25 protein-coding genes and 5 tRNA genes are annotated in these 26,947 nt (G+C 51.9%); 15 read left to right on the forward strand and 15 right to left on the reverse strand.

Annotation, left to right across the window (positions count from 1 at the left end; translation table 11 throughout):
* Nucleotides 1-51 precede the first annotated feature (51 nt).
* The 13 genes from recX (at nucleotide 52) to OGY04_RS14410 (ending at nucleotide 10,022) form a co-directional block, all read left to right on the forward strand.
* Entirely contained in the window at nucleotides 52-552 is a 501-nt protein-coding gene (gene recX, locus OGY04_RS14350) for a recombination regulator RecX (protein WP_191215476.1), read from the forward strand.
* Between the two features lie 128 nt (nucleotides 553-680).
* Nucleotides 681-3,308, forward strand: coding sequence for an alanine--tRNA ligase (gene alaS, locus OGY04_RS14355; protein ID WP_286585442.1), 2,628 nt, complete (start codon nucleotides 681-683; stop codon nucleotides 3,306-3,308).
* A 238-nt stretch (nucleotides 3,309-3,546) separates the two neighbouring features.
* Nucleotides 3,547-3,732 carry a carbon storage regulator CsrA gene (gene csrA, locus OGY04_RS14360; RefSeq protein ID WP_000906486.1) on the forward strand — a complete coding sequence of 62 codons (186 nt, stop codon included), beginning with the start codon at nucleotides 3,547-3,549 and terminating at the stop codon, nucleotides 3,730-3,732.
* 336 nt (nucleotides 3,733-4,068) lie between these two features.
* Nucleotides 4,069-4,161: transfer RNA gene (locus OGY04_RS14365), tRNA-Ser, on the forward strand.
* Between the two features lie 3 nt (nucleotides 4,162-4,164).
* A tRNA-Arg gene (locus OGY04_RS14370) sits at nucleotides 4,165-4,241 on the forward strand.
* A gap of 60 nt (nucleotides 4,242-4,301) precedes the next feature.
* Nucleotides 4,302-4,378, forward strand: a tRNA-Arg gene (locus OGY04_RS14375).
* Nucleotides 4,379-4,569: 191 nt separating this feature from the next.
* Nucleotides 4,570-4,646, forward strand: a tRNA-Arg gene (locus tag OGY04_RS14380).
* A 171-nt stretch (nucleotides 4,647-4,817) separates the two neighbouring features.
* Nucleotides 4,818-4,894: transfer RNA gene (locus tag OGY04_RS14385), tRNA-Arg, on the forward strand.
* A 121-nt stretch (nucleotides 4,895-5,015) separates the two neighbouring features.
* Nucleotides 5,016-5,582, forward strand: a complete 567-nt coding sequence (yqaB, locus tag OGY04_RS14390; protein WP_003825960.1) for a fructose-1-phosphate/6-phosphogluconate phosphatase — start codon at nucleotides 5,016-5,018, stop codon at nucleotides 5,580-5,582.
* The gene (locus OGY04_RS14395) at nucleotides 5,579-6,007 is read left to right on the forward strand and encodes a YqaA family protein (protein WP_003825961.1); all 429 of its coding nucleotides are present in this window, start codon (nucleotides 5,579-5,581) and stop codon (nucleotides 6,005-6,007) included. The genes yqaB and OGY04_RS14395 overlap by 4 nt, the downstream gene beginning before the upstream one ends.
* Nucleotides 6,008-6,084: 77 nt before the next feature.
* On the forward strand, nucleotides 6,085-7,641 hold the full coding sequence (gene gshA, locus OGY04_RS14400) for a glutamate--cysteine ligase (protein WP_286585443.1): 1,557 nt from the start codon (nucleotides 6,085-6,087) through the stop codon (nucleotides 7,639-7,641).
* A gap of 149 nt (nucleotides 7,642-7,790) precedes the next feature.
* A complete protein-coding gene (gene luxS, locus OGY04_RS14405) occupies nucleotides 7,791-8,306 on the forward strand; it encodes an S-ribosylhomocysteine lyase (RefSeq protein WP_003037312.1) in 516 nt (171 codons plus the stop codon).
* A gap of 345 nt (nucleotides 8,307-8,651) precedes the next feature.
* On the forward strand, nucleotides 8,652-10,022 hold the full coding sequence (locus OGY04_RS14410; RefSeq protein WP_208743805.1) for a carbohydrate porin: 1,371 nt from the start codon (nucleotides 8,652-8,654) through the stop codon (nucleotides 10,020-10,022).
* 48 nt (nucleotides 10,023-10,070) lie between these two features.
* On the opposite strand, the gene emrB is transcribed toward OGY04_RS14410, so the two are convergent.
* The 14 genes from emrB to OGY04_RS14480 all read right to left on the reverse strand — a co-directional run bounded on the left by emrB (nucleotide 10,071) and on the right by OGY04_RS14480 (nucleotide 24,360).
* Nucleotides 10,071-11,609, reverse strand: coding sequence for a multidrug efflux MFS transporter permease subunit EmrB (emrB, locus tag OGY04_RS14415; protein WP_003825966.1), 1,539 nt, complete (start codon nucleotides 11,607-11,609; stop codon nucleotides 10,071-10,073).
* 16 nt (nucleotides 11,610-11,625) lie between these two features.
* The gene (emrA, locus tag OGY04_RS14420; RefSeq protein WP_003825968.1) at nucleotides 11,626-12,798 is read right to left on the reverse strand and encodes a multidrug efflux MFS transporter periplasmic adaptor subunit EmrA; all 1,173 of its coding nucleotides are present in this window, start codon (nucleotides 12,796-12,798) and stop codon (nucleotides 11,626-11,628) included.
* 129 nt (nucleotides 12,799-12,927) lie between these two features.
* On the reverse strand, nucleotides 12,928-13,458 hold the full coding sequence (gene emrR, locus OGY04_RS14425) for a multidrug efflux transporter EmrAB transcriptional repressor EmrR (protein WP_003037300.1): 531 nt from the start codon (nucleotides 13,456-13,458) through the stop codon (nucleotides 12,928-12,930).
* 90 nt (nucleotides 13,459-13,548) lie between these two features.
* The gene (gene ygaH, locus OGY04_RS14430; protein ID WP_003825969.1) at nucleotides 13,549-13,884 is read right to left on the reverse strand and encodes an L-valine transporter subunit YgaH; all 336 of its coding nucleotides are present in this window, start codon (nucleotides 13,882-13,884) and stop codon (nucleotides 13,549-13,551) included.
* Nucleotides 13,874-14,611 (reverse strand): AzlC family ABC transporter permease, encoded by a 738-nt coding sequence (locus OGY04_RS14435; RefSeq protein ID WP_003825971.1) that lies wholly within the window; start codon nucleotides 14,609-14,611, stop codon nucleotides 13,874-13,876. The genes ygaH and OGY04_RS14435 overlap by 11 nt, the downstream gene beginning before the upstream one ends.
* A gap of 122 nt (nucleotides 14,612-14,733) precedes the next feature.
* Nucleotides 14,734-15,918, reverse strand: a complete 1,185-nt coding sequence (locus OGY04_RS14440; protein WP_128612135.1) for an MFS transporter — start codon at nucleotides 15,916-15,918, stop codon at nucleotides 14,734-14,736.
* A gap of 190 nt (nucleotides 15,919-16,108) precedes the next feature.
* Entirely contained in the window at nucleotides 16,109-17,104 is a 996-nt protein-coding gene (gene proX, locus OGY04_RS14445; protein ID WP_043017315.1) for a glycine betaine/L-proline ABC transporter substrate-binding protein ProX, read from the reverse strand.
* Between the two features lie 189 nt (nucleotides 17,105-17,293).
* The gene (gene proW / locus OGY04_RS14450; RefSeq protein WP_258736421.1) at nucleotides 17,294-18,358 is read right to left on the reverse strand and encodes a glycine betaine/L-proline ABC transporter permease ProW; all 1,065 of its coding nucleotides are present in this window, start codon (nucleotides 18,356-18,358) and stop codon (nucleotides 17,294-17,296) included.
* Entirely contained in the window at nucleotides 18,351-19,553 is a 1,203-nt protein-coding gene (gene proV, locus OGY04_RS14455; RefSeq protein WP_003825980.1) for a glycine betaine/L-proline ABC transporter ATP-binding protein ProV, read from the reverse strand. The genes proW and proV overlap by 8 nt, the downstream gene beginning before the upstream one ends.
* Before the next feature lie 354 nt (nucleotides 19,554-19,907).
* Nucleotides 19,908-20,867 carry a class 1b ribonucleoside-diphosphate reductase subunit beta gene (gene nrdF / locus OGY04_RS14460; RefSeq protein WP_100271984.1) on the reverse strand — a complete coding sequence of 320 codons (960 nt, stop codon included), beginning with the start codon at nucleotides 20,865-20,867 and terminating at the stop codon, nucleotides 19,908-19,910.
* A 10-nt stretch (nucleotides 20,868-20,877) separates the two neighbouring features.
* Complete coding sequence (nrdE, locus tag OGY04_RS14465) at nucleotides 20,878-23,022, reverse strand: class 1b ribonucleoside-diphosphate reductase subunit alpha (RefSeq protein WP_258736422.1); 2,145 nt, start codon at nucleotides 23,020-23,022, stop codon at nucleotides 20,878-20,880.
* A complete protein-coding gene (gene nrdI, locus OGY04_RS14470) occupies nucleotides 22,995-23,405 on the reverse strand; it encodes a class Ib ribonucleoside-diphosphate reductase assembly flavoprotein NrdI (RefSeq protein ID WP_003825987.1) in 411 nt (136 codons plus the stop codon). Before nrdI ends, nrdE begins: the two co-directional genes overlap by 28 nt.
* Nucleotides 23,402-23,647, reverse strand: a complete 246-nt coding sequence (gene nrdH / locus OGY04_RS14475) for a glutaredoxin-like protein NrdH (RefSeq protein WP_071445448.1) — start codon at nucleotides 23,645-23,647, stop codon at nucleotides 23,402-23,404. Before nrdH ends, nrdI begins: the two co-directional genes overlap by 4 nt.
* Before the next feature lie 281 nt (nucleotides 23,648-23,928).
* Nucleotides 23,929-24,360, reverse strand: a complete 432-nt coding sequence (locus OGY04_RS14480; protein ID WP_003825991.1) for a carboxymuconolactone decarboxylase family protein — start codon at nucleotides 24,358-24,360, stop codon at nucleotides 23,929-23,931.
* Nucleotides 24,361-24,450: 90 nt separating this feature from the next.
* Here OGY04_RS14480 and pdxR point away from each other — a divergent pair, with 90 nt between their 5' ends.
* Nucleotides 24,451-25,785 (forward strand): MocR-like pyridoxine biosynthesis transcription factor PdxR, encoded by a 1,335-nt coding sequence (gene pdxR, locus OGY04_RS14485; protein ID WP_286585444.1) that lies wholly within the window; start codon nucleotides 24,451-24,453, stop codon nucleotides 25,783-25,785.
* A 123-nt stretch (nucleotides 25,786-25,908) separates the two neighbouring features.
* Entirely contained in the window at nucleotides 25,909-26,259 is a 351-nt protein-coding gene (locus OGY04_RS14490; protein ID WP_044699663.1) for a DUF2002 family protein, read from the forward strand.
* A 36-nt stretch (nucleotides 26,260-26,295) separates the two neighbouring features.
* On the opposite strand, the gene alaE is transcribed toward OGY04_RS14490, so the two are convergent.
* On the reverse strand, nucleotides 26,296-26,745 hold the full coding sequence (gene alaE, locus OGY04_RS14495) for an L-alanine exporter AlaE (RefSeq protein ID WP_003037259.1): 450 nt from the start codon (nucleotides 26,743-26,745) through the stop codon (nucleotides 26,296-26,298).
* Nucleotides 26,746-26,947 lie beyond the last annotated feature (202 nt).

Consider the following 26,947-nt stretch of genomic DNA (forward strand, 5'->3'; position numbering starts at 1 on the left):
TAGTAAAGGGCTGCATATCATGCAGCCCTTTTTCATTTCTGAAGGCTTACTATGACAGAAGCAACTTCCCGCCGTTCCGCTTATTCCCGACTGCTTGACCGCGCCGTACGCATTCTGGCGATGCGCGACCACAGCGAGCAGGAACTGCGGCGCAAGCTGGCCGCTCCGGTGATGGGGAAAAATGGACCAGAAGAAATTGATGCCACGCCGGAGGATTACGACAAGGTCATCGCCTGGTGTATTGAAAGTCGTTATCTGGATGATGATCGTTTCGTGCAGCAGTTTATCGCCAGCCGTAGCCGCAAAGGTTATGGACCAGCCCGAGTGCGCCAGGAATTAAACCAAAAAGGGATCGCACGTGAAGCTATCGAGCGGGCCATGCGTGAGTGCGAAATTGACTGGGCAGTGCTTACACGCGAGCAGGCCATTCGGAAGTACGGTGAACCTTTACCTGTCGATTTTTCAGATAAAGTAAAGGTCCAGCGTTTTTTGCTCTATCGCGGCTATCTGATGGAAGATATTCAGGCAATATGGCGAAATTTTGACGATTGACCGCATACGGGATTTTACTTCCCAGTAAAGAAAACTTATCTTATTCCCACTTTTCGATTGCCAGAGGCGCAGTTTGCATGCCGATGCTGGTAATGACATTTCGTTAGCTTGATTTCTTCAGGATAATTATGAGCAAGAGCACCGCTGAGATCCGTCAGGCGTTTCTCGATTTTTTCCATAGTAAAGGACACCAGGTAGTTGCCAGCAGCTCCCTGGTACCGAACAATGACCCTACTTTGTTGTTTACCAACGCCGGGATGAACCAGTTCAAGGATGTTTTCCTTGGCCTCGACAAGCGTAATTATTCCCGCGCAACCACCTCGCAGCGTTGTGTACGTGCGGGCGGTAAGCACAATGACCTGGAAAACGTCGGTTACACTGCACGTCACCACACTTTCTTCGAAATGCTGGGCAACTTCAGCTTCGGCGATTACTTCAAACACGACGCTATTCAATATGCATGGGAACTGCTGACCGGTGAAAACTGGTTTGCCCTGCCAAAAGAGCGTCTGTGGGTAACCGTCTATGAAACTGACGATGAAGCCTATGAAATCTGGGAAAAAGAAGTCGGTATTCCGCGCGAACGTATCATCCGTATCGGTGATAACAAAGGTGCGGCTTATGCTTCAGACAACTTCTGGCAGATGGGTGATACCGGTCCTTGCGGTCCATGTACCGAAATTTTCTACGACCACGGCGACCATATCTGGGGTGGACCTCCGGGAAGCGCAGAAGAAGATGGGGATCGCTACATTGAGATCTGGAACATCGTCTTCATGCAGTTCAACCGTCAGGCTGACGGCACCATGGAACCGCTGCCGAAACCGTCCGTGGATACCGGTATGGGTCTGGAGCGTATTGCGGCCGTGCTGCAACACGTTAACTCCAACTATGAAATCGACCTGTTCCGCTCACTGATCGAATCCGTGGCGAAAGTCACTGGCGCAACCGATCTGAGCAACAAGTCTCTGCGCGTTATCGCCGACCATATCCGTTCCTGTGCATTCCTGATTGCCGATGGCGTTGTGCCGTCGAATGAAAACCGTGGCTATGTGTTGCGCCGTATCATTCGTCGCGCGGTACGTCATGGCAACATGCTGGGCGCGAAGGATACCTTCTTCTACAAGCTGGTTGGTCCGTTGGTGGACGTCATGGGCTCTGCAGGTGAAGAACTGAAGCGTCAGCAGGCTATGGTTGAACAGGTTCTGAAAACCGAAGAAGAGCAGTTTGCGCGTACTCTGGAGCGTGGTCTGGCGCTGCTGGACGAAGAACTGGCAAAACTGTCTGGCGATACGCTGGATGGCGAAACCGCATTCCGTCTGTATGACACCTACGGTTTCCCGGTTGACCTGACGGCAGACGTTTGCCGCGAGCGTAACATTAAGGTTGATGAAGCGGGCTTTGAAGCTGCAATGGAAGAACAGCGCCGTCGTGCGCGTGAAGCCAGCGGTTTTGGCGCAGACTACAATGCAATGATTCGCGTTGATGGCGCCTCTGAATTTAAAGGCTACGAGCACCTGGAACTGAACGGCAAAGTGACCGCGCTGTTTGTTGATGGTAAAGCGGCAGACGCAATTAACGCAGGTCAGGATGCCGTTGTCGTACTGGATCAGACGCCGTTCTATGCGGAATCTGGTGGTCAGGTTGGCGACAAGGGTGAACTGAAAGGCGCAGGCTTCGCGTTTGCCGTTAGCGACACGCAGAAATATGGCCAGGCCATTGGTCACATTGGCAAGCTGTCTGCGGGTTCTCTGAAAATTGGTGATGCGGTACAGGCTGATGTGGATGAAGCCCGTCGTGCGCGTATTCGTTTGAACCACTCCGCAACGCACCTGATGCACGCAGCGCTGCGCCAGGTTCTGGGCACACATGTGGCACAGAAAGGCTCGTTGGTTAACGATAAACTGCTGCGCTTCGACTTCTCTCATACCGAAGCAATGAAGCCTGCTGAAATCCGTGCCGTTGAAGATCTGGTGAACGCGCAAATCCGTCGCAACTTGCCGATTGAAACGAACATCATGGATCTCGAAGCGGCAAAAGCCAAAGGCGCAATGGCACTGTTTGGCGAGAAATATGACGACCATGTGCGCGTTCTGAGCATGGGTGATTTCTCTACCGAACTGTGTGGCGGTACTCACGCCAGCCGTACGGGTGATATCGGTCTGTTCCGCATTGTGTCCGAGTCAGGTACTGCGGCAGGCGTTCGTCGTATTGAAGCCGTAACCGGTGAAGGTGCTATCCAAACCGTGCATGCTGAGAGCGATCGCTTAAGCGATGTTGCGCAGTTGCTGAAAGGCGATAGCCAGAATATCGGTGACAAAGTTCGTTCCGTGCTGGAGCGTACTCGTCAACTGGAAAAAGAATTGCAGCAATTGAAGGAACAGGCTGCGGCGCAGGAGAGTGCAAATCTTTCCAGCAAAGCGGTTGATATCAACGGCGTGAAGCTGCTGGTCAGCGAACTCGCGGACGTTGAGCCGAAAATGTTGCGTACCATGGTTGATGATCTGAAAAATCAACTGGGGTCTACCGTTATCGTTCTGGCAACGGTAGTGGAAGGTAAGGTTTCTCTGATTGCGGGTGTGTCTAAGGACGTGACAGATCGCGTGAAAGCAGGGGAACTGGTTGGAATGGTCGCTCAGCAGGTCGGCGGTAAGGGTGGCGGTCGTCCGGACATGGCGCAAGCCGGTGGTACGGATGCAGCGGCTCTGCCTGCAGCGTTAGCCAGTGTGAAAGGCTGGGTCAGCGCAAAACTGTAATAATTATAAGCGTAAGTCGACGCTGCGGACTTCAATCCGCAGCGTTTGAATCAACGCTATCGACAACGATAAAGTCAGGTTGAAGTTGTGTATATCGGCTAAACTTAGGTTTAACAGAATGTGATGCCGTGACTGCTTACACTTAGGTGTTTGTCATCGCTTACTTTTTGGCGTTATATGATGGATAATGCCGGGATACAGAGAGACCCGACTCTTTTAATCTTTCAAGGAGCAAAGAATGCTGATTCTGACTCGTCGAGTTGGTGAGACCCTCATGATAGGCGATGAGGTCACCGTGACAGTTTTAGGGGTGAAGGGCAACCAGGTGCGCATTGGCGTAAACGCCCCGAAAGAAGTTTCTGTCCATCGTGAAGAGATCTACCAGCGTATCCAGGCTGAAAAATCCCAGCAGTCCAGTTACTAAGGTTTTCGCGTCTCACCTTTCTGGTGAGGCGCAACCTGATTGAGTTACTCTTTTTCTTCTCTTTTCTTCTTCGTCTTCCCCATTTTTTCGATTCCACTGCGCGTAATGCCTTTTCCTGCGAAGTTTCCGTTTGTTCACTCCTTCAGGAAATTGCCAATTTATCTGTTGATAAAACACTCTTTTTGCCGTTTTTGCAGACTAATTGCGCGTGAAATGTGCAAACGATAAAAGCTCTGGAAAAATTGTTTGACTTATAAGTCCCAGAAAGTAATATGTGCGCCACGCAGCGACGATGAGCAGAAACAAGTTCTTCGAAGCACTCGCAAGAGGCGTGTTGGTGAGGTGGCCGAGAGGCTGAAGGCGCTCCCCTGCTAAGGGAGTATGCGGTCAAAAGCTGCATCCGGGGTTCGAATCCCCGCCTCACCGCCATTTGCATCCGTAGCTCAGCTGGATAGAGTACTCGGCTACGAACCGAGCGGTCGGAGGTTCGAATCCTCCCGGATGCACCATATTACTTGATAGCGCTTTAGCAGCGACATCAAATCTGCAGTAAAGTAAGTTTCCCTGATGCATCCGTAGCTCAGCTGGATAGAGTACTCGGCTACGAACCGAGCGGTCGGAGGTTCGAATCCTCCCGGATGCACCATCTTCTCCGAGGCAACAGCAAACTGTTGTTTCATGGTCTGCGAGATAATCGCGAGCACCAGGGAGGATAACGTTGCTTTAGCAACGGCCCGCAGGGCGAGGCGCAGCCGAGTAATCCTCCCGGATGCACCATCTCTTACTTGGTATCGCTTATCACGATATCAATATCGGCAGTAAAGCAAGTTTTCCGATGCATCCGTAGCTCAGCTGGATAGAGTACTCGGCTACGAACCGAGCGGTCGGAGGTTCGAATCCTCCCGGATGCACCATATTCTCCGAGATAACAGCAAAACTGTTGTTTCATGGTCTGCGAGATAATCGCGAGCACCAGGGAGGATAACGTTGCTTCAGCAATGGCCCGCAGGGCGAGGCGCAGCCGAGTAATCCTCCCGGATGCACCATCTTCTTCGCAGTATCAGTAGTAATCAGCAATTCCCGATGCATCCGTAGCTCAGCTGGATAGAGTACTCGGCTACGAACCGAGCGGTCGGAGGTTCGAATCCTCCCGGATGCACCATCTTCTCCCTCCCTCTAAATCATTTCCACATACTCTCTGAACACCCCTCAATTCGCTGTCAGCGACAAAATCAATCAATTACGATAAAATAACGTCTGGTCACTCGGCTTGTGAGAAGACGATGTACGAACGTTATGCGGGTTTGATTTTTGATATGGATGGTACCATCCTGGATACCGAGCCTACGCATCGTAAGGCGTGGCATGAGGTATTGGGGCATTATGGACTACGGTTTGATGAACATGCCATGGTCGCTCTCAATGGTTCCCCAACGTGGCGTATTGCGCAATCGGTAATTGAATTAAACCATGCCGATCTTGATCCTCATGCACTGGCACGTGAAAAAACTGACAAGGTGAGAAGCATGCTGCTGGATAGCGTCCAGCCTTTGCCGTTGGTTGATGTCGTGAAAGCCTGGCATGGTCGTCGTCCTATGTCGGTAGGTACGGGTAGTGAAAGCGCAATTGCAGAAGCGCTGCTCGCTCACCTTGGTCTGCGTCGCTATTTTGATGCTGTAGTCGCAGCCGATCACGTACAACACCATAAACCGGCTCCTGATACGTTTTTGCTTTGTGCCGAACGTATGGGGGTTGTTCCGGCTCGTTGCGTCGTGTTTGAAGATGCCGATTTTGGAATACAGGCGGCGCATGCCGCGGGAATGGATGCCGTGGATGTCCGGTTATTGTGAGTGATGGACTGTCGCTCCTGTCACTGTTTGCCAGCAGTTTTCTCAGTGCCACGCTATTACCCGGCAATTCTGAAGTTGTTCTGGTTGCTTTGTTGGTTTCCGGGGTCAGTCATCCCTGGGTCTTAGTCTTAACAGCAACAATGGGTAATAGCCTTGGAGGGTTAACTAACGTTATCCTTGGGCGTTTCTTTCCATTGCGTAAAACATCGCGCTGGCAAGAAAAAGCCACAGGCTGGCTGCGGCGCTATGGCGCTGTCACACTATTATTAAGCTGGATGCCGGTTGTGGGGGATTTGCTGTGCCTGTTAGCCGGGTGGATGCGCATCTCGTGGGGCCCAGTTCTCTTTTTCTTATGCCTTGGCAAGGCGCTGCGCTATGTTGTTGTCGCAGCGGTTACGACACAAGGCATTATGTGGTGGCACTAATTGTGTTGTGGGATAGCCTTCAGGGTAACCAATACCATTATGCTAATTAAAACGATTTTGACAGGCGGGAGGTCAATTTGATCCCGGACGTATCACAGGCGCTGGCCTGGCTGGAAAACCATCCTCAGGCGTTAAAGGGGATTCAACGTGGTCTGGAGCGCGAAACGCTGCGTGTTAATGCAGATGGGTCATTAGCAACGACAGGCCATCCTGAGGTGTTAGGCTCAGCGCTAACGCATAAGTGGATAACCACTGACTTTGCCGAAGCATTGCTGGAGTTCATTACTCCTCCCGGTGACGACATTGAGAAAATGCTCACGTTCATGCGCGACTTACATCGTTATACCGCCAGAAACCTTGGCGACGAGCGTATGTGGCCGTTGAGCATGCCTTGCTATATTGCCGAAGGTCAGGATATCGAACTGGCACAGTATGGTACGTCGAATACCGGTCGCCTGAAGACGCTGTACCGTGAAGGCCTCAAAAACCGTTATGGCGCGTTGATGCAGACAATCTCGGGCGTACACTACAATTTCTCGCTGCCTATGGCTTTCTGGCAGGCGAAATGCGGTGTAACCGAAGGTGAGGATGCAAAAGAGAAAATCTCCGCGGGCTACTTCCGTCTGATCCGCAACTACTACCGTTTTGGTTGGGTGATCCCGTATTTGTTTGGTGCCTCCCCGGCCATTTGTTCCTCATTCCTGCAAGGAAAACCAACAACTCTGCCGTTTGAAAAAACCGACTGTGGGATGTATTACCTGCCGTACGCAACGTCGCTGCGTCTGAGTGATTTGGGCTATACCAATAAGTCGCAAAGCAATCTCGGAATTACGTTTAACGATTTGCATGAGTATGTGGCAGGATTAAAGCGCGCGATTAAGACGCCTTCCGAGGAGTACGCGGCGATCGGTCTGGAGAAAGACGGTAAGCGTCTGCAAATCAACAGCAACGTTCTGCAGATTGAAAATGAGCTGTATGCGCCTATTCGCCCGAAACGCGTCACTCGTCGTGGAGAAACGCCATCAGATGCGCTTCTGCGTGGCGGTATCGAGTACATCGAAGTACGCTCGCTGGATATCAACCCGTTCTCGCCTATCGGCGTGGACGAGCAGCAGGTGCGCTTCCTCGATCTGTTTATGGTCTGGTGTGCGCTGGCTGATGCCCCGGAAATGAGCAGCGATGAATTGCTGTGTACGCGTAAAAACTGGAATCGCGTGATTCTCGAAGGGCGTAAGCCTGGGCTGACGTTAGGTATTGGCTGTGAAACAGCCCAGTTCCCGCTGCCGAAGGTTGGGAAAGATTTGTTCCGCGATCTGAAACGCGTGGCACAAACGCTGGACAGCATCGATGGGGGAGAGGAGTATCAGAAGGTCTGTGATGAACTGGTTGCCTGTTTTGACAATCCTGAACTGACTTTCTCTGCCCGGATCCTACGGTCTATGATTGATGAAGGCATTGGCGGCACGGGCAAAGCGCTGGGTGAGGCTTACCGAAATCTGCTGCGTGAAGAGTCGTTAGAAATAGTGCAGGAAGCTGAATTTATTGCTGAAACCGAGGCTTCAAAGCGTCGTCAGCAGGAGATCGAAGCGGCTGATACTGAGCCGTTTAGCGTGTGGCTGGAAAAGCACGCTTGATACAAAAGAAAAAGGCCACCCGGGAGTGGCCAAAATTTCATCTCTGAAAACAGGGATGATGATAACAAATGCGCGTCTTTCATATACTCAGACTCGCCCCGGAACAAAGAGTTCAGATTATTTTTAAAAAATTTATCGGAGGTGGCTAAATGCCGTTGTTAGATAGTTTTACTGTCGATCACACCCGGATGGAAGCTCCCGCGGTCCGGGTTGCAAAAACGATGAACACCCCGCATGGCGACGCAATCACCGTGTTTGATCTGCGTTTCTGCATTCCGAACAAAGAAGTGATGCCTGAGAAAGGTATCCATACGCTGGAACACCTGTTTGCAGGTTTTATGCGTAACCACCTTAACGGTAACGGCGTTGAGATTATCGATATCTCTCCGATGGGATGCCGTACCGGCTTCTACATGAGCCTGATTGGTACGCCGGACGAACAGCGCGTAGCCGACGCGTGGAAAGCGGCAATGGCGGACGTGCTGAAAGTACAGGATCAGAACCAGATCCCGGAGCTGAACGTTTACCAGTGCGGTACGTATCAGATGCACTCTCTTAGCGAAGCACAGGATATCGCGCGTCATATTCTGGAGCGTGATGTACGCGTGAACAGCAATGAAGAGCTGGCGCTACCGAAAGAGAAACTGCAGGAACTGCATATTTAGTCTTATTGATTAGCTGTTCCAGTATTTAAATTAACCCCGGTTTATGTCCGGGGTTTTTTATTGCTTAATATAATGTGTGTTTATTGTATTTGCGGCGAGAATATATTTTAATTTAAATGATGCCTGACCTGTTAAATAATAAAATGTGATCTGGCAAGCAGAAAGCGGTGGATAATTAACGATGCCAGAGTGTATTGATCACATAAACTAAAAAACATAAATGATTAATAGAAAAACATAATGGAATGCGCCAGATATCCGGGTAATAACAAGACTCTTTTAATAGCCGGTAGATAGGGTTTTTATCAAATCTTATCTGGTATACATTAAACTTTAGGGATGAAAATGAAGGCTAAATATTTGGCGCTGATGATCGGTGCTTGCTTTTCTCATAACCTTTGGGCAGCAAATAATATCACTATTGAGCAGCGTCTGGCTGAACTGGAGCAACGTGTTGTTAATGCCGAAAAACGGGCATCCGATGCTGAGGCGCAAATTCGCTCGCTGAAGCAGCAGCAGGTCGCCGCTACGCCGACGGTGAATGTCCAGTCTGCCGAGCCGATTGCAGCAGGTGAAACTCCGCCTAAGCTGACATTATCTGGCTTCAGCGATATTAAGTTCTATGGCGATGTCGAATTTAATATGGATGCGGCAAGCCGTTCCGGTAGCCTGACATCGACGAGAACGTCAGCGAATAAAGATTGGGCACCAGGAACCAATGAACGCTGGGATATTAACGGACGCCTGTTGCTGGGCTTTGATGGCTACCAGCGGCGGGACAACGGTAATTTTGCAGGGTTCTCGGTACAGCCTCTGGCGGACCTGACCGGAAAAATGAACCTCGATGATGCCGTTTTCTTCTTTGGTCATGAGAATGACTGGAAAATTAAGGTTGGTCGTTTTGAAGCCTACGATATGTTCCCGCTGAATCAGGATACGTTTGTTGAATATTCGGGGAATACAGCGAACGATCTCTACAGTGACGGTTACGGCTATATCTATATGATGAAAGAAGGACGGGGACGTAGCGACAGCGGGGGTAACTTCCTGCTGAGCAAAACCATCGACAACTGGTATTTCGAAGTTAACACATTGCTGGAAAATGGCAGTACGTTATATACCGAGAAGCAGTACCACGGAATGGATTTAACCAACGATAAAAACGTGGCTTACGTCCGTCCGGTTATCGCCTGGCAAAATGGGCGTTTTTCAACGGCGATAGCGATGGAAAGTAACGTCGTTAACAACGCCTACGGTTATTACCAAAATGGGACGTGGATCGATCAGTCAGATCGTACGGGCTATGGTTTTACCATGACCTGGAATGGTCAAAAAACGGACCCGGAAGATGGCGCAGTGATTAACCTGAATACCGCCTATATGGATGCGACCGATGAGACAGATTTTACCGCTGGGGTGAATGCGTTGTGGCATCGATTTGAACTGGGTTATATCTATGCGCATAACAAAATCGAAGCCTTCAATGCTACCAATATCGATGCCGTTTGTGAGGACGATTGCTGGATCACCGATCCCGGCAATTATGACATTCACACTATTCATGCCTCATATTTATTCCCCAATGTGATGGATATGAAAAACTTTAACATCTACCTCGGTGCCTATGCTTCATGGGTAGAGGCCAATCCGAATAATGGTGATAACAGCGAAGATGCGCGTTACGGCGGGCGTCTGAGATTCAAATATTACTTCTGATTGTAGGTCTAATAAAAAAGGGATCCGCAGATCCCTTTTATCAGATAGTTAGTGTGCGCCACCGCCGCCGCCGCCCGCACCGAAGGGCGGTTTGGCGAACCACACCAGGCCAAGCAGGACCAGGAAGATCCCCGCCGACATCCAGAAGATTTCGTTAGCGGAAATAATCAGCCCCTGATTGGTGATCTGCTGAGCTATCCAACCTGAAGCCTGCTGGTGCGTCATCCCTAAATCCTGCAGCTTATCGTACATAGCCTGTGCATTTGGGTTGTAGGGGTTAACAGATTCCGTTAGCTGCGCATGATGCAGCGACTCGCGGTTTGTCCACATTGTCGTCGTAATCGATGTGCCAATGGAACCTGCCAGCGTTCGCGTAAAGTTCGACAAGCTGGATGCCGCCGCCAGACGCTCGGGCGGCAAGCCGGACAGCGTAATAGTGGTTAGCGGCATAAAGAAGCAGGCTACCGCGAACCCCTGAATAAACTGCGGCCAGGCCGATGCGCCAAAGTCCATACCCGGCTCGAACGTCCACGCACGCCAGTAGAAACAGACGGCGTACATAATAAAACTGAACGTTACCAGCCGACGCATATCCAGCTTATGCGCGAAGCGGCCGATAATCGGAGACAGGATCACCGGAATCACCCCAACCGGCGCTGACGCCAGACCAGCCCAGGTTGCCGTATAGCCGTATACCTCCTGCAACAGCTGCGGCAGCAGTACGATTGCGCCGAAGTAGAGCATATAGGCCAGACTGATACACAGACAGCCGATGGTAAAGTTGCGCGACTTAAACAGCGAGAGATCGACAATGGGGTGCTCGTCGGTAAGCTCCCAGACGATCAGGAAGCTGATAGCGACAACGGCGACCACCGTCAGGATGATAATCTCCTGCGAGGCGAACCAGTCCAGCTCTTTGCCGCGGTCGAGCATAATCTGCAAACTGCCGATACCGATGACCAGCAGTGCCAGACCAATGGCGTCAATGCGCCGCTGCTCGGTTTTGGTTTCCCGACCGCGCAGGGTTTGCAGTGTCATCAATACCACCACAGCCCCGATTGGCACGTTGATAAAAAATATCCAGCCCCAGTGATAGTTGTCGCTGATATAGCCCCCAAGAATAGGACCACATATCGGGGCAACAATCACCGTCATCGACCATAGCGCGAGGGCGATGGAACGCTTAGCGGGTGGATAGTTATTCAGCAACAGGCTCTGTGACAGCGGAATTAATGGACCGGCGACAATACCCTGGATTACGCGGAAGAAAATCAGCATGTTCAGGCTGGTGGACATCCCGCATGCCCATGACGCAATGACGAAGGCGATAGTTGACCACATAAAGAGTCTTACTTCGCCAAAGCGTTTTGCCAGCCAGCCGGTGATCGGAATAGAGATAGCGTTCGCCACCCCGAATGAGGTGATCACCCAGGTTCCCTGGCTCAGTGAAGAGCCGAGGTTCCCGGCGATAGTGGGGATCGCCACGTTAGCAATGGTGGAGTCCAGCACCTGCATGAATGTCGCCAGGGACAGCGCGATCGTCATAATGACGAGCTGCGCGCCTTCCAGCGGTTTTTGCTGTTGCATCACACGCACCTTTGAATTAGCCCGCGTTGGCCCGCACGATCTCTTCGATCATCTTATTGACCGGAGCAAGGTTGATTTCACGTGCATTACTTTCTGATACCGGCGTGGTACGAACCTGGCTTGCCAGAATTTGTCCGTCACGATTTGAGGTATCTACCGTAACCAGCGTAGACAAACCAATACGTAATGGATGCTGTGCCAGTTGCTGCGCATCCAGTTCGATACGTACCGGCAGACGCTGGACGACTTTGATCCAGTTGCCGGTTGCGTTCTGCGCTGGCAGCAGGGAGAAGGCGCTGCCCGTACCCATATCGAGACCGACAACTTTACCGGTATATTTTACGTCATCGCCGTAAATATCGCTGATAACGGTCGCCGGTTGGCCGATACGCATGTGCGCAAGCTGTGTTTCTTTGAAGTTGGCATCTACCCACAGGTTAGTGGCCGGAACAACCGCCATCAGCGGCGTGGTTGGGCTAATTTGTGCACCAGGCTGTACGGCGCGACGGGATACATAACCGGTCATTGGGCTGACAATTCTGGTACGTTCCAGCGCCAGCCAGGCATTGCGCACTTCGGTGGCAGCCTGTTGCACAGCGGGTTGATCTTCCAGCTTGCTACCCAGAATCATCGCCTGGTTAGCATTATATTGTTGGATCGCGACATCAAGCTGGGCCTGAGCGCTGGCGACGGCATCACGAGCGTGTTGCAGCTCTTCACGGCCAATCAGGTTGGCATTGCCCAGCGGGACTCGGCGATTAAAGTCGCTTTGTGCCTGCGCCAGTGCGGTTTTCTGCACTTCAATGCTTGCCTGTAACTGCTTGCTGTTGATCATCAACTGGTGCGTCTGACGCACGCTGGAAGCCAGCGCAGTTTTGGCTTTTTCAAATGCCTGCTTTGCGTCTGTCTGGTCGAGGGTGACCAGCACATCGCCTTGTTTTACAAAGTCAGTGTTATCAGCCCAGACTTTCGTCACGCTGCCTGATACCTGAGCCATGATTTGAACCTGGTTCCCTGCCACGTACGCATCGTCTGTCTCTTCGACATGACGAAGTACTAAAAACCAATAAATCCCATATGCCACGGCAATGATAATAAAGAGCAAGGTCAGAAGGAGTAGCATACTTTTACGTTTGCCATTCTTCTTGACCGGTTGCTGCGGGGTTTGAGTCTCCGCATTTGCGCTCATGTTGTTCTCCACGATCTTATTTTTTTCACATCGGCTGAGCCGACCTGTTTATCAGACAGGCCAGCAGTATGCGTGCTGGCCTGTCGGTTTTTTCATTTATAAATCTGGATTTCTGAGCGAGTCAGCGCGTTAGCGCAGCGCTTCTAACACCGCGCCATCCTGCTCCATCTGATCAAGACGGGTCAGAAGTTTACGGGTAATTTGCTCAAGCTGATCTTTTTCGGTGGTGCTAAGAGACGACCAGAGCTGATGCAGGCAGTTATGCTGAGGCGGTAACACCTCTTGCAAAAAAGCATGGCCTTTCTCGGTCAATTGCAGATGCAGACAGCGGCGATCGTTATCGCTTTCACGACGTTCGATCCAGCCACGTTTTTCTAACTCATCCGCAATGCGGGTAGCGTTAGTGCGTGACGAGCCAAGCGCGCAACTCAGTTCAGAAGGCTGAATACTGTGGTTTTCCTGAGACTCCAGCGTAATCAACGCCATAAACAATGTCTCGTTAATCCCTTGAGCTTTCAGCATCTTATTGCGGTTTTCCAGCAACTTGCCCTGCATGTGCATACAGAGGCGAGTCAGAAGCACTTCCTGATAAGGGAACTCTTCGTAGCGGCTGGCGCGAAATTTTAGCATTTGTTCAATGGGCGTAAACGAACTATCCATTTGGGTATAACCTCATTAATTTCAGCCGATATAGTAACGACAGTGACAAATAAAGTAAATGTATTATTTCTTTAAAATGATTGTTTTTATCTATAAGCCAACAAGCATTTTCCAGGCTAATCCATAGCCCAGAGCACTCAGTAACGTTGGAATGATGATGCTGCGGGTCTTATAGAAGCTTGCGCCCAGTATGACAAACCCCACCAGCGTAGGCACGAACCGACGAGCGTCGTGCATAACTTCTGGTGCGGTAGACACCACCAGCAGGGCGCAAATAGATGCAATGCCAATAGTGTCGAGTAGTATGCCCGTCGCGCCGCGCTTCGTCGGGCGAACATTGCCTACCCCAAGACGGAGTGGCAAATAGCGAAAACAGTAATTAACGCAGCCGACCAACAGGCCAAGTAGCAGAACCTCATAGCTCATCAGGACCTCCCTGCCAAAATGACTGGATGAGCGCCGTCAGGCATCCGCAGACAATACCTGCAAGGATAGCGGCAGGTATGGAAAACAGCATGACGCCAGCCAGCGCCCCGGCCAGGGAGGCAGTCACGCAGAGCGCTTGTTTACGTTGGAATGACGCGAGCAGGAAGCTCATAAACAGCGCCGGGAGCATGAATCCCAGTGCCGCTTCAACCGCCGGGTAATCCTTGAGTAAACCACTGCCGGAAAACGCGCCGATCACCGTACCAAACACCCAGGAGGCCCAGGAGCACAGTGCGATGCCGATCATCCAGTTTTCACTCCAGCGCCGATTATCCCGGACCAGTTTTGCCGTTGCGGCGGCAAAGACTTCATCGGTAAGGCCAAAAGCCCACAGTGCACTTTTGGGTTTACTCAGTCGCTGGGCTATTCGGCTGCGCAGGGAAGGGCCGTACAAAACATGGCGGACATCCATGGCCATGACGGTAAGGGCGGCGACCCACAGCGAACTGCCCGCAGCGAGCATGGTGGTAATGACAAACTGGCTGGCTCCCGCATAGATAATGCAGGAGAAAAAGACGCTTTCAACCGGCGTAAAGCCAAGGCGAGTGGCATTGAGACCAAATGCAAAAGCGACCGGAATATAGCTGATGACTATTGGCAGGCTGTCTTTGAATCCTTCCGTTAACGTTGCCGAACAGGATTCAGACTGGGGTACAGGGCTTTCCATAGGGTTATAGGTTTCATTACCGAAATTAATATAACTTGGCTCAATGAGTTATAACCTTAGCAGACTGATGGGCTCCTTAACACCCTGTGGAGCCCAATCAGCGGTAAACATGCACTATACGCTTAATTTACGGCTTCCTGACGGTGAAAACCTCGCCACCAGACCACCAGGTTGAGTACGGCAACGGTCGTACCCGCCAGACAAACGCCAGCCCAACCAGCATGCTGCCAGGCGGAGGCTGAAATTAGCGAACCTGCCGCTCCGCCAATAAAATAGCTGGTCATGTATCCGGCGGTCAGGCGATTACGCGCATCCGGATGAATGCGATAGATAACCGTCTGGTTGGTGATGTGTACTCCCTGAACGGTAAGGTCCAACACCAGAATACCGATAATCAGCATGGGGACTGAAGCGTGCCCAAACCAAATAGCAAGCCAGGAGAGCAGCAGTAATAGCAGCCCCATGGTTGTGGTCAGGTGGGATTTACCTTTATCGGCAAAACCGCCCGCAGGACGTGCGCCTAACGCCCCTGCGGCACCCGCCAGACCGAACAGACCAATCATTCCTTCCGAATAGTTAAACGGCGGCGCGGCGAGCAAAAACGCCATCGAGGTCCACAGGATACTGAAATTGGCAAAAGTCAGGCAGCCCAGCATCGCGCGGGTACGCAGCAATTTATCGTGAATAAACAGGCTGAATACCGAGCCTAACAGCTGAGGATAGTTAAGATGAGTATCGGATTTCATCTTCGGCAGGCCGCGCCACAGCGCAACCGCCATCAGCGCCATTAATACTGATGCGACCCAAAATACGGTGCGCCAGCCGCCAAGATTCGCCAGTAATCCCGCCACGGTGCGCGCCAGCAGAATACCCAGCAGCAGGCCGCTCATAATCGTGCCGACAACCTTCCCGCGCTTGTCCGGTGTGGCAAGCGTTGCCGCCAGCGGAACCAAAATCTGTGCCACTACCGAGAACAGTCCGGTCAGAGCGGTGCCGAGAATCAGCATACCCAGCGACTGGCTGCTGGCGGTGATCAGCATGCCGCCAGCAGCGAGCAACGTCATGGAGACAATCAGCATCCGACGTTCAAACATATCGCCGAGCGGCACTAAGAATAGCAGGCCGGCAGCGTAGCCGAGTTGGGCCGCGGTGACGATAAACCCTGCGGTACTGGCAGATAGCGAAAAGTTGCGCGCGATGGTGTCGAGCAGCGGCTGCGCATAATAGTTACTGGCGACGGCGAGGCCGGTGGCAATAGACATTAACAGGATCAGCGAAGGGCTAAGTCCCTGAGTAGTTTTCGTCATTGTTTTCAACTGAGTAATGGGTTGCAGAAAACAATCATAACGGAAGTGATTAAATGTTGCTGATTTGTTGAGTGATGGATTGTGCGATTGGGGGAGGGAGGATAGGCCGGATTAGGCGCATCGCGCCACCATCCGGCATTTATGCGGTTACTGGCCTGGTGGCGCTACACTCATCAGGCCTGCGAGTGGGTTATTTCTGCGCGGCCAGCGCTTCGTTCACCCAGCCGTCAAACTGCTGCTGGTGGGCTTTGATCCAGCCGTCAACGTGACCCTGTACGTCGGCTTCAGACGCTTTCCCGTCGTGCATCATTGCGTTCTGCGCGTTGATATCCGCCAGCGGCAGCTTCATGATGGCAAACAGTTTCGCCGCAGCCGGGTTTTTCTCCGCCCAGGCTTTATTGGCGACAATATGCATAGTGTTCACCGGGAAGCCGTAGTTGGCGCCGTTTGGCAGTTTGGTATCAATATCTTTCTGCTCACCTGGCAGGGAAGAGAACGGCACCTGCAGCCAGACCACATCTTTACCAGGTTTCATTACGTCGCTCACCCAGTACGGTGTCCAGGTGTAGTAAAGAATGGGTTTACCTTCTTTGAAGCGGGTAATGGTGTCGGCCATCATCGCCGCATAGTTACCGTGGCTGACCTCGACGGTTTTTTCCAGATCGAAAGCTTTGTTCTGGTGGTTGATTACTGCTTCACAGCCCCAGCCCGGTGAACAGCCCATCATATCGGCTTTTCCGTCACCGTTGGTGTCAAAGATTTTGGCGATCTTCGGATCTTTTAACTGGGCGATATTGGTGATTTTATACTGCTCAGCGGTTTTCTTGTCGATCAGATAACCCTGTGCGGCACCCGTAACGAATACCCCCTCGCGATAAAACTTTTTGTCTCCGCCCGCAGCGGCGTACATATCATCATGAAGCGGCTGCCAGTTCACGGCGGTAAAAGTTGCATCACCAGAGGCAATGGAGGTATAGCCGACGTTGTAGTCAACTTCGCTGGTTTTGTTAACGGTGTAACCCAGTTTCTCCAGCGCACGGGCGACTAACTGCGTCTGGAAGGATTCTTCAGAGATAGTGCTCTGGATTGGCTGTACGGTGATGCCTTTGCCCGGCAGGTCGGCAGCGAAAGTGCTGGTGGAGACAAGGGTGGCAAACGCTGTGGCAATAATTATTTTCTGTCGCATCGTTGTTCCTTATTGCACTTCATCCTTCAAGCTGCCTCTTTGTTGGCTGCACTCATGCACCCCAGTCACGTACTACTTGTACGCTCCTGGGGATACATTCGTTTACCGCCGCGATGCAACTTGAATGATTTTGTGCAAGTTAATGAATTGTAGGCCCGGTAAGCACAGCGCTACCGGGCAACGGGTGAATTACTTCGTGAAAGGGCGAGTGATAAGCCCAATGGGACCGGTGGTGTACCAGCGACGGTTGCCACGACTACGCGAGTCGCGACCGACGGCCTGCGTCAGGCGGTCGAGAATGATAGCGAGGATCACAATCCCAACCCCGCCGACGGTGGCAAGCCCCATATCCAGACGACCGATTCCGCGCAGAACCATCTGGCCCAGTCCGCCGACGGCAATCATCGATGCGATGACGACCATTGAGAGCGCCAGCATCAGCGTCTGGTTAACCCCAGCCATAATGGTGGGCATTGCCAGCGGGAGCTGCACTTTAAACAGCATCTGACGCGGGCTGGCGCCAAACGAGCGCGAGGCTTCAATCAGATCGGCTGGCACCTGGTTAATCCCCAGAATAGTCAGACGCACGATTGGCGGCAGGGCGAAGATAATCGTCACCACTACGCCCGGGACGTTACCAATACCGAACAGCATGACAATCGGCACCAGATAGACAAACGCGGGTGTGGTTTGCATGGCGTCCAGCAGCGGGCGAACAATTTTTGCTGCCCGTGGACTGCGCGCCAACCAGATCCCCATCGGCAGACCGATCACCACGCAGAACAGCAGCGCGGTCAACACCAGCGCCAGGGTTATCATGGCCTGCGACCACGCGCCGATGGCACCGATGGCAATTAAGGAAATCAGCGTAGCAACGCCCATTCCCACGCCGGAAATCTGCCAGGCAATCAGCGCGAACAGGATAATCGCCACGGGCGCTGGCATACCCAACAGCAGCTGTTGAAAGCCGTTGAGAATGTAATCCACCGGGACACGAATGCCCTGGAAGACCGGACGGAAATGGGTAACGACCCAGTCGATCCCCTCTGTGACCCAACTGTCAAGCGGGATCAGCGTTTTATGGAACGGATCCATAATATTGAAATGCTCTGGTGCCGGCGCGGGTGCGCTGGTCAGCCAGTCCGCGCCACCACCGTCAGTGGGTGCGCCTGATGGCGTACTCCAGGCATCAGCATTTTGTGCGGCACTGTCGGCCGCTGGTGTGGTTTCCCACGGATTAGTTTGATCAGCCATTGTTTACCCCCTCACGATCTAAAGCCTGTAACAGCATGCGTTTTGAAATGACGCCCACATACTGCTGTTCCTCATCTACAACCGGCACCGCGCACGGGGCTTGACCGACATGAGAAAGCAACTCGCTGAGAGGGGTTTGTGCATCTACGGCTAACGGCTCATCGATCAATGCCGCTTCAATACCTTGCGCCTGACTTAACGCTGTTTTTAATGAGTCGATAGAGACAACGCCAACGAATTTATTGCCGCGTTCGATCACGTAACCATATTCGCGATCTTTGTCCTGCAATAATTGCAGCGCAGAACGTGGACCCACCCCGGGGTTTTTACGAATCAAACCTTCGGGACTACGGCGTGAAATATCTTTCGCGCTAAAGACCTGGCTAATATCGACGCCACGGAAGAAGGTGCGTACATAATCATTGGCCGGATTATTCAGGATTTCATCTGGCGTGCCGACCTGGACCACTTCACCGTTTTGCATAATGGCAATTCTGTCGCCAATGCGCATGGCTTCGTCGAGGTCATGCGATATAAAGACCACGGTACGTTGATGCTTCGCCTGTAGTTTTACCAGTTCATCCTGCATCTCAGTACGAATTAATGGATCGAGGGCTGAGAAGGCCTCATCCATTAATAAGATATCAGGGTTAATGGCTAATGCGCGGGCGAGGCCTACACGCTGGCGCATCCCCCCGGAAAGTTCATCCGGGTAGCCGTGAGCATAATTCTCCAGACCAACCTGACGCAGCGCATCTAACGCTTTTTCACGACGTTCATCCGCACCTACGCCGGCTAATTCCATGCCAAATGCCGTATTGTCGAGAACCGTCATGTGCGGCATCAGGGCAAAGGACTGGAACACCATCGCAATCTTTTTTCTGCGCACCTCGCGAAGCTCAGCATCGGATATCCGGGCGATGTCTACGCCGTCAATCAATACCTGTCCGCGGGTGGGTTCAATCAGGCGATTGAGAAGGCGTACCATTGTGGATTTACCCGAACCGGATAATCCCATGATGACAAATATCTCGCCTTCTTCAATGGCCAGACTGGCGTTCTTAACGCCAAGCGATAGCCCCGTTTTATCCAGAATCTGCTCTTTTGAAAGTCCTTTTTCAATATATTTGAAGGCTCTCTGGGGATGCTCTCCAAATATCTTATAGAGATTTTTAACTTCTAATTTAATTGCCATGCAATAGAATGATTCCTGTTATTTGTTTATATCGATATATTACCTGATGGAAATAGTGACCTTTTTCTACCCTAACATACTGAGAATCTGAGACAACCCTGAATTTGGTTGTGGCATGAATATTGCCAAAGGCCAAGTGGCGGGACTTCCCGTGATATAAGGGCTGAGCGCGAATGTGAACGGGTTAATATTTTTTGTAAATGGCAATGAAAAATCGCCTGAATTGCTGGAATGCAGGCGAATAATGCGGCTGATATTGAGTGTAGATCACACAATTATATTTGCACGACAAAAGTGTGATCCTGTTAAAATATTTCCGCGAAAAATGTACGGTATTTCCCGTGAAAATGAGTGCTAGAAATTCCAGTCGTCATCTTCGGTTTCGACCGCTTTTCCCATCACATAAGATGAACCGGAACCCGAGAAGAAATCGTGGTTTTCATCAGCGTTGGGCGACAGCGCGGCAAGGATTGCCGGGTTAACCTCCGCCATTTCAGGCGGAAATAGCGCCTCATATCCCAAATTCATTAATGCCTTATTGGCGTTGTAACAAAGGAAGGCTTTGACGTCATCCACCCAGCCGGTTTCTGCATACAACTCTTCCGTATAACGCGCTTCGTTATCATACAATTCCATCAGCAGGTCAAAGGCAAAATTCTTTAACTCCTCGCGTGCGGATTCGCAAATATGCTCCAGACCTTTTTGATATTTATAACCAATGTAATACCCATGAACCGCTTCATCACGAATGATCAGACGAATGAGATCGGCGGTATTGGTCAATTTGCCGCGGCTGGAAAAATACATTGGCAACCAGAAGCCAGAATAGAACAGGAAGGATTCCAGAAACACGCTGGCTATTTTTTTCTTCAACGGTTCGTCGTTGGCGTAATGTGTCAAAACGATCTGCGCTTTGCGCTGGAGCGGGGTATTTTCCTCACTCCAGGCGTAGGCAGCATCCACGTCTTTGGTCTGGCAAAGGGTAGAGAATATTGAGCTGTATGAACGGGCGTGCACCGCCTCCATAAAGCTGATATTCGACAGCACCGCCTCTTCATGCGGCGTTAACGAATCAGCCATTAACGCTGGCGCTCCGGCAACATTCTGAATGGTGTCGAGCAGCGTCAGCCCGGTAAAAACGCGGATTGTTAACTGCTGTTCGGCGGCGTTCAACGTTTGCCAGGCCGGAATGTCATTGGAGAGCGGGACCTTTTCCGGGAGCCAGAAGTTACTGGTCAGACGGTTCCATACCTCAAGATCTTTATCATCCTCAATCTTGTTCCAGTTGATGGCGCTCACGCGGGATAATGTCATTTTCTCCTCCTTACAGCGCGCATGACACGCAGCCTTCGATTTCGGTGCCTTCCAGCGCCAGCTGGCGTAGTCGGATGTAGTACAGGGATTTGATGCCCTTACGCCAGGCGTAAATCTGCGCTTTATTGATATCGCGCGTGGTGGCGGTATCGGGGAAAAAGAGCGTCAGTGAAAGCCCCTGATCGACATGGCGAGTAGCTTCTGCGTAGGTATCAATGATTTTTTGTGGGCCGATCTCGTAGGCATCCTGATACAAGGCCAGATTCTCATTGGTCATAAACGGAGCAGGGTAGTAAACGCGCCCGGTTTTGCCCTCTTTGCGAATCTCCACTTTCGACACGATCGGGTGAATGCTTGACGTGGCATGATTGATGTAGGAGATAGAACCGGTGGGGGGAACCGCCTGTAAATTCTGGTTATAAATGCCGTAGCGCATCACATCTTCACGCAGCTGTGACCACATCTCGCGCGTCGGCAGCGTAATGCCGCTGGCGGCAAACAGCGTGCGAATCTTGGCGGTTTTTGGTTGCCAGTCGCCCTGCAGATACTGGTTAAAATACTCGCCGCTGGCGTAGCGCGACTGTTTGAATCCGGCAAAGGTTTGACCGCGCTCGCGGGCGATCTTCATTGACGTATTCAGCGCATGCCAGGTGATGGTATAGAAATAGAGATTGGTGAAATCCAGCCCTTCCGGCGAACCGTAGGCGATCCCTTCCCGCGCCAGATACCCGTGCAGATTCATCTGCCCAAGACCAATCGCGTGCGACGCGCTGTTTCCGGCCTCAATCGAGGGCACGCTGCGGATGTGGCTCATGTCCGAAACGGCGGTTAAGCCACGAATCGCCGTTTCCACGGTACGACCAAAGTCGGGTGAATCCATGGTATGGGCAATGTTTAACGAGCCGAGATTGCAGGAAATATCGTGCCCGGTCTGCGCGTAATTGAGATTTTCATCGTAGGTGGAGGCACTGTTAACCTGCAAAATCTCCGAGCACAGGTTGCTCATATTGATCCGACCTGCAATCGGATTGGCGCGATTCACCGTATCTTCAAACATGATGTAAGGATAGCCAGACTCAAACTGGATCTCGGCCAGCCGCTGGAAGAAATCGCGGGCGTTAATGAATTTTTTGCGCACACGTTCGTCGGCAACCAGTTCGTCATACCGCTCACTCACGGCGATATCACCGAACGGTTTGCCGTAAATCCGTTCCACGTCATACGGTGAGAACAGCGCCATTCGGGCATTTTCTTTCGCCAGTTGAAAGGTAACATCCGGGATCACCACGCCAAGCGAGAGCGTTTTGATACGGATTTTCTCGTCGGCGTTTTCGCGCTTGGTATCGAGAAAACGTAAAATATCCGGATGGTGTGCGTGCAGATACACCGCCCCCGCCCCCTGACGTGCCCCGAGTTGATTCGCATAAGAAAACGCATCTTCCAGCATTTTCATTACTGGGATCACCCCAGATGACTGGTTCTCAATACGCTTAATGGGCGCACCTGCCTCGCGCAGGTTGGAGAGCAAAAATGCCACGCCGCCGCCGCGTTTGGAGAGCTGAAGTGCGGAGTTGACCGCCCGACCAATAGACTCCATGTTGTCTTCAATACGCAACAGGAAGCAGGAGACCAGCTCACCGCGTTGCTGTTTGCCGCAGTTTAAAAAGGTTGGTGTGGCGGGCTGAAAGCGCCCGGAGAGCATTTCATCGGTCAGCTGCATCGCGAGCGTTTCATCGCCCTGCGCCAGCGTGAGCGCCACCATCGTGACCCGATCCTCAAAGTCTTCGAGATAGCGCTTACCGTCGAACGTTTTCAGCGTATAGCTGGTGTAGAACTTCCATGCGCCGAGGAACGTCTGGAAACGGAATCCGCTGGCGTGGGCGTGATCGAATAGCTTCAGCACGAACGCGCGATCGTAGTGGGATAACACGCTGGCATCGTAATAGCCTTCATCCACCAACGTTTCCAGGCGCTCCTGCTGGCTGGCAAACGCCACCGAGTTTGGGCGGACGTGGGCGGCAAAGAAGGCCTCCACGGCCTGATGGTCTTTGTCGAACTGAATGCGCCCGGCTTTATCGTACAGATTCAGCATGGCGTTCAGGGCGTGATAATCCAGCGTTGGCTGCATTACACGTTCTGCGGTTGTCGTTGCCAAAATTCGCTCACTCCTTTTCGAACGTTGTCGATATCGCTTTGGGTGCCCATCAGCTCAAAGCGATAGAGCCACGGCACGCCGCATTTTTGTGAGATGACATCACCCGCGCGACCGTAGGCGTCACCGAAATTACGATTGCCGGAAGCGATCACTCCACGGATTAACGCCCGGTTGTGCGTATCGTTTAAAAAGCGGATCACCTGTCTTGGGACCGCGCCAGCAGTGCCGCCGCCGCCGTAGGACGGCACGATTAATATGTAAGGTTCGTCTACCCGGATCCGCTCGCGTTCGTTAAGCGGAATGCGGATGGCTGGCAGCCCCAGACGCTGCATAAAGCGGTGCGTATTTTCGGAGCTGCTGGAGAAGTAGACGAGCTGACTCATGCGCTGGCCACACGGTGTTCCGGATGCAGACGGTTGATCATGTCCGGGCGAAACCCTGACCAACTGGTTTCACCCGCGACCACGACCGGTAGCTGGCGAAACCCTTGATCGCGCAGGCTATCAGCCAAATCGGGTTGTGAATCGACGTTTACCATCTCAAAGTCAAAACCACGGCTTTCCATTGCCCGTTTGGTGGCGTGGCACTGAACACAGTTATTGCGAGTGTAAATAATAATACTCATGATTCGTATTTCCATTTAAAAATAAAGGATCGGCGCGATAGAGGGCGTCGGGTTGTGTGTGTCCTGATAGGAAAGATACTAGATGTAGTTTTAAAAAGATTCAACCATACAAGATATGGGAATTTTAGATTGATGATGAGCGGGGTGATGAGCGTGGCGGGGGAAGGCTAACAGGTGGTTATAAATTGCCCGATGGCGCTAAGCTTATCGGGCCTACGGGCAACAGGAGAGCACAACGTAGGCCGGATAAGGCATTTATGCCGCCATCCGGCAGCGCAAAATCACATGCGCATCCCCACCGCCAGACGGTTAAAGCAGTTCATCAGGCTAATGGCAAATGTCAGGTCGCTAATCTCTTTCGCGCTGAAATGGTCGAGCAGCGGCAGATAAACGTCATCTTCGGCGTGAGTAGTGGCAATCTGGGTGACCGATTCGGCCCACGCCAGCGCCGCACGTTCTTGCTCGCTGAAGTGGTGACTCACCCGCCAGCCTGCCAGTGCGTCCAGTTTGGCCTGCGCAACACCGGATTTGCGCAGTGCTTTACTGTGCATTTCCAGACAAAAGGCGCAGCCGTTGATTTGCGAGACCCGCAGGTAAATCAGTTCCGTCAACGTAGGTTCCAGCGCGCAGTTTTCCAGCGCTTGGCTTGCCTGAACCAGAGCGTTATAGATTTCGGGACTGAGTTCGTAATAGGGCTGGCGTAACATTGTCATGGTATTTCTCCTCGTTTGGATGACCCGCAATGTAGCACTATAATGGACTGCAACAGAGAGCCATATTGTTACCAAAAAAGCAGACCATAAATGCCACGTTATCAGCAAATCGCCCGTCAGTTAAAAAACGCAATTGAGAAAGGCGAACTCAAGCCCGGTACCAGATTGCCCTCCAGCCGGACCTGGGCCCAGGAGCTGGGAGTATCACGCTCGACGGTGGAAAATGCCTATGCAGAGCTGGTGGCGCAGGGCTGGCTCGCGCGGCGTGGACAGGCAGGAACGTTTGTCAGTGAGCAACTGCGACCAGAAAGGGCGCCTGCATCGCCTGCCATCTTCGCCGGAGAAAATCCCAGACCGCAACCTTTTCAGATGGGATTACCCGCACTCGATCTTTTTCCGCGTGAAGTCTGGGCACGGGTGATGGGACGGCGTTTACGCACCCAAACGCGTTTTGATCTGGCGGTGGGCGATGTATGTGGTGAACGGGTGTTACGCCAGGCAATTGTTGATTATCTGCGCGTTTCACGCAGCATTGAATGCCAGCCAGAGCAGATTTTTATCACTTCAGGCTATGCGGCATCAATGACGTTAATCCTGCGCGCTCTGGCGTATCCCGGTGAGGGAATGTGGGTCGAAGATCCCGGTTTTCCGCTGATCCGGCCCGTGGTGGCTCAAGAACGCATTGAATTGATGCCGGTAGCGGTGGATGCCGATGGTCTGGATGTCAGCGCCGGGATCCGCGACTACCCGCAGGCGCGTTTTGTACTGCTCACTCCCGCACATCAAAGCCCTCTGGGGGTAGCACTGTCTTTGGACCGTCGCCACCAGTTGCTGGAGTGGGCGACTCGCGCGCAGGCATGGGTAATCGAAGATGACTATGACAGTGAATTTCGTTACCACGGTAAGCCGTTGCCGCCGCTAAAAAGTCTGGATGCGCCTCAGCGGGTGATTTATGCCGGAACGTTCAGCAAATCGATGTTTCCGGCTTTGCGTACGGCATGGCTGGTGGTGCCTCTGACCCAGGTTGAACGCTTTCGCCAACAAGCGGCGCTAACGGCCTGTAGCGTCCCGGTTCTATGGCAGCAAACGCTGGCGGATTTTATGCGAGACGGCCACTTCTGGCGACACTTAAAACGTATGCGACAGCATTATGCCGCACGACGACAATGGATGGAAAACGCCCTGACCGAACAAGGATTTAGCGTCATTCCTCAGGACGGTGGGATTCAACTGGTGATGAGTGTAGACGGAGATGATATTGCGCTGGTGCGCAAAGCGAATCAGGCCGGGTTAGCGGTTCAGGCGCTAAGCCGCTGGCGAATAACGTCAGAAGGAAAGGGGGGAATATTGCTGTCATTTACCAATATCAGCTCGGCGGAAATGGCGCAACAGGCGGCCTACCAACTGCGGTTGGCGCTGACATAAATCTGTACGGTTCTTAAGATATTCGTCTCATCGTGTTCACTCGTTTATGGACTTTTCTGAAAGCGTTGCTAATGCTGAATCAGGTAAGGTAAGCCCGCAGTAAAAGATAACGAGGAAAATAATATGTATTTACGACCTGATGAGGTGGCGCGCGTACTTGAAAAAGTGGGCTTTACCGTTGATGTAGTGACGCAGAAAACGTACGGCTATCGGCGTGGCGAAAATTATGTGTATGTTAATCGTGAAGCTCGCATGGGGCGTACCGCATTAATTATCCATCCCACGTTGAAAGAGCGTAGCTCTTCGCTGGCGGAACCGGCAACGGATATTAAAACTTGCGATCATTACCAGCAATTCCCGCTGTATTTAGCCGGAGATACTCATGAGCATTATGGTATTCCGCACGGCTTTAGCTCGCGTATTGCGCTTGAACGTTATCTGAGCGGGCTGTTTGGCGACGTTAATTCTAACTAATAACGCGACTGGCAGTGCCAGTCGCGAAGAAGCGTGTCAGGCTTTAGCCTGATGATAGCTGCTGACCTTAAACAAGCGGCGGCAATAATCAAGAAAGTAGCCATAGACAGCGCCCATCAGCATTGACACCACGATGTTCGAACTTACTGCAGCCGTAATCTGATGCCAGTCTGCGCCAACCGTCAGTAGAATAATCACATACACCGGCGACTGGAAGGTGACATAAGCCAGCACATCCGCCAGATTTTTTGCCCATCCTGCCTGCGTGGCTTTACGGGCCGCGCGCATGAACAAATCACGATACATGCCGTATGGCCACGCGATCAGTATGTTGACAGGGATAGCGACTAATCTGGAATACAGCGACTGTTCGAAGCTCATTCCAGAAAGGAATATTTCGATCAACATGTTCACGACAGAACAATAAACAACCATCGCGAACGTGTCTGCTACTGCATGACGCAAGCGTGACTGCGGAGAGAACATGTTAATGCTCCTTGTAAAAAGGGGAAAAAAGGTTTTGAATATCTTAACTGCTAGTGATTTGTCTTGCTGCTTTCGCGTTTTAATAGGATATCTGCCTGGATAACAACTAGCAACTAGCTGAAAATTTTTATTTATTGTCTTTTTGTCGATAAAATGCTCTGCAATGGTTTGTTTTTTGTTCGTTTTGGTGTTTTCGTTGCTG

Origin of the sequence: Citrobacter sp. Cpo091, from assembly GCF_030332645.1 — a bacterium.
Classification (GTDB): domain Bacteria; phylum Pseudomonadota; class Gammaproteobacteria; order Enterobacterales; family Enterobacteriaceae; genus Citrobacter; species Citrobacter portucalensis.

Bases quoted from the DNA above. Each gene is read 5' to 3' on its own strand.
- pdxR (WP_286585444.1), top strand. From the start codon at position 24,451: ATGCCACGTTATCAGCAAATCGCCCGTCAGTTAAAAAACGCAATTGAG.
- csrA (WP_000906486.1), top strand. From the start codon at position 3,547: ATGCTGATTCTGACTCGTCGAGTTGGTGAGACCCTCATGATAGGCGAT.
- alaE (WP_003037259.1), bottom strand. From the start codon at position 26,745: ATGTTCTCTCCGCAGTCACGCTTGCGTCATGCAGTAGCAGACACGTTC.
- yqaB (WP_003825960.1), top strand. From the start codon at position 5,016: ATGTACGAACGTTATGCGGGTTTGATTTTTGATATGGATGGTACCATC.
- proV (WP_003825980.1), bottom strand. From the start codon at position 19,553: ATGGCAATTAAATTAGAAGTTAAAAATCTCTATAAGATATTTGGAGAG.
- recX (WP_191215476.1), top strand. From the start codon at position 52: ATGACAGAAGCAACTTCCCGCCGTTCCGCTTATTCCCGACTGCTTGAC.
- OGY04_RS14490 (WP_044699663.1), top strand. From the start codon at position 25,909: ATGTATTTACGACCTGATGAGGTGGCGCGCGTACTTGAAAAAGTGGGC.
- ygaH (WP_003825969.1), bottom strand. From the start codon at position 13,884: ATGAGCTATGAGGTTCTGCTACTTGGCCTGTTGGTCGGCTGCGTTAAT.
- emrB (WP_003825966.1), bottom strand. From the start codon at position 11,609: ATGCAACAGCAAAAACCGCTGGAAGGCGCGCAGCTCGTCATTATGACG.
- nrdF (WP_100271984.1), bottom strand. From the start codon at position 20,867: ATGACATTATCCCGCGTGAGCGCCATCAACTGGAACAAGATTGAGGAT.
- OGY04_RS14440 (WP_128612135.1), bottom strand. From the start codon at position 15,918: ATGACGAAAACTACTCAGGGACTTAGCCCTTCGCTGATCCTGTTAATG.
- OGY04_RS14410 (WP_208743805.1), top strand. From the start codon at position 8,652: ATGAAGGCTAAATATTTGGCGCTGATGATCGGTGCTTGCTTTTCTCAT.
- emrR (WP_003037300.1), bottom strand. From the start codon at position 13,458: ATGGATAGTTCGTTTACGCCCATTGAACAAATGCTAAAATTTCGCGCC.
- nrdH (WP_071445448.1), bottom strand. From the start codon at position 23,647: ATGAGTATTATTATTTACACTCGCAATAACTGTGTTCAGTGCCACGCC.
- proX (WP_043017315.1), bottom strand. From the start codon at position 17,104: ATGCGACAGAAAATAATTATTGCCACAGCGTTTGCCACCCTTGTCTCC.
- luxS (WP_003037312.1), top strand. From the start codon at position 7,791: ATGCCGTTGTTAGATAGTTTTACTGTCGATCACACCCGGATGGAAGCT.
- emrA (WP_003825968.1), bottom strand. From the start codon at position 12,798: ATGAGCGCAAATGCGGAGACTCAAACCCCGCAGCAACCGGTCAAGAAG.
- OGY04_RS14480 (WP_003825991.1), bottom strand. From the start codon at position 24,360: ATGACAATGTTACGCCAGCCCTATTACGAACTCAGTCCCGAAATCTAT.
- alaS (WP_286585442.1), top strand. From the start codon at position 681: ATGAGCAAGAGCACCGCTGAGATCCGTCAGGCGTTTCTCGATTTTTTC.
- nrdI (WP_003825987.1), bottom strand. From the start codon at position 23,405: ATGAGTCAGCTCGTCTACTTCTCCAGCAGCTCCGAAAATACGCACCGC.
- OGY04_RS14435 (WP_003825971.1), bottom strand. From the start codon at position 14,611: ATGGAAAGCCCTGTACCCCAGTCTGAATCCTGTTCGGCAACGTTAACG.
- proW (WP_258736421.1), bottom strand. From the start codon at position 18,358: ATGGCTGATCAAACTAATCCGTGGGAAACCACACCAGCGGCCGACAGT.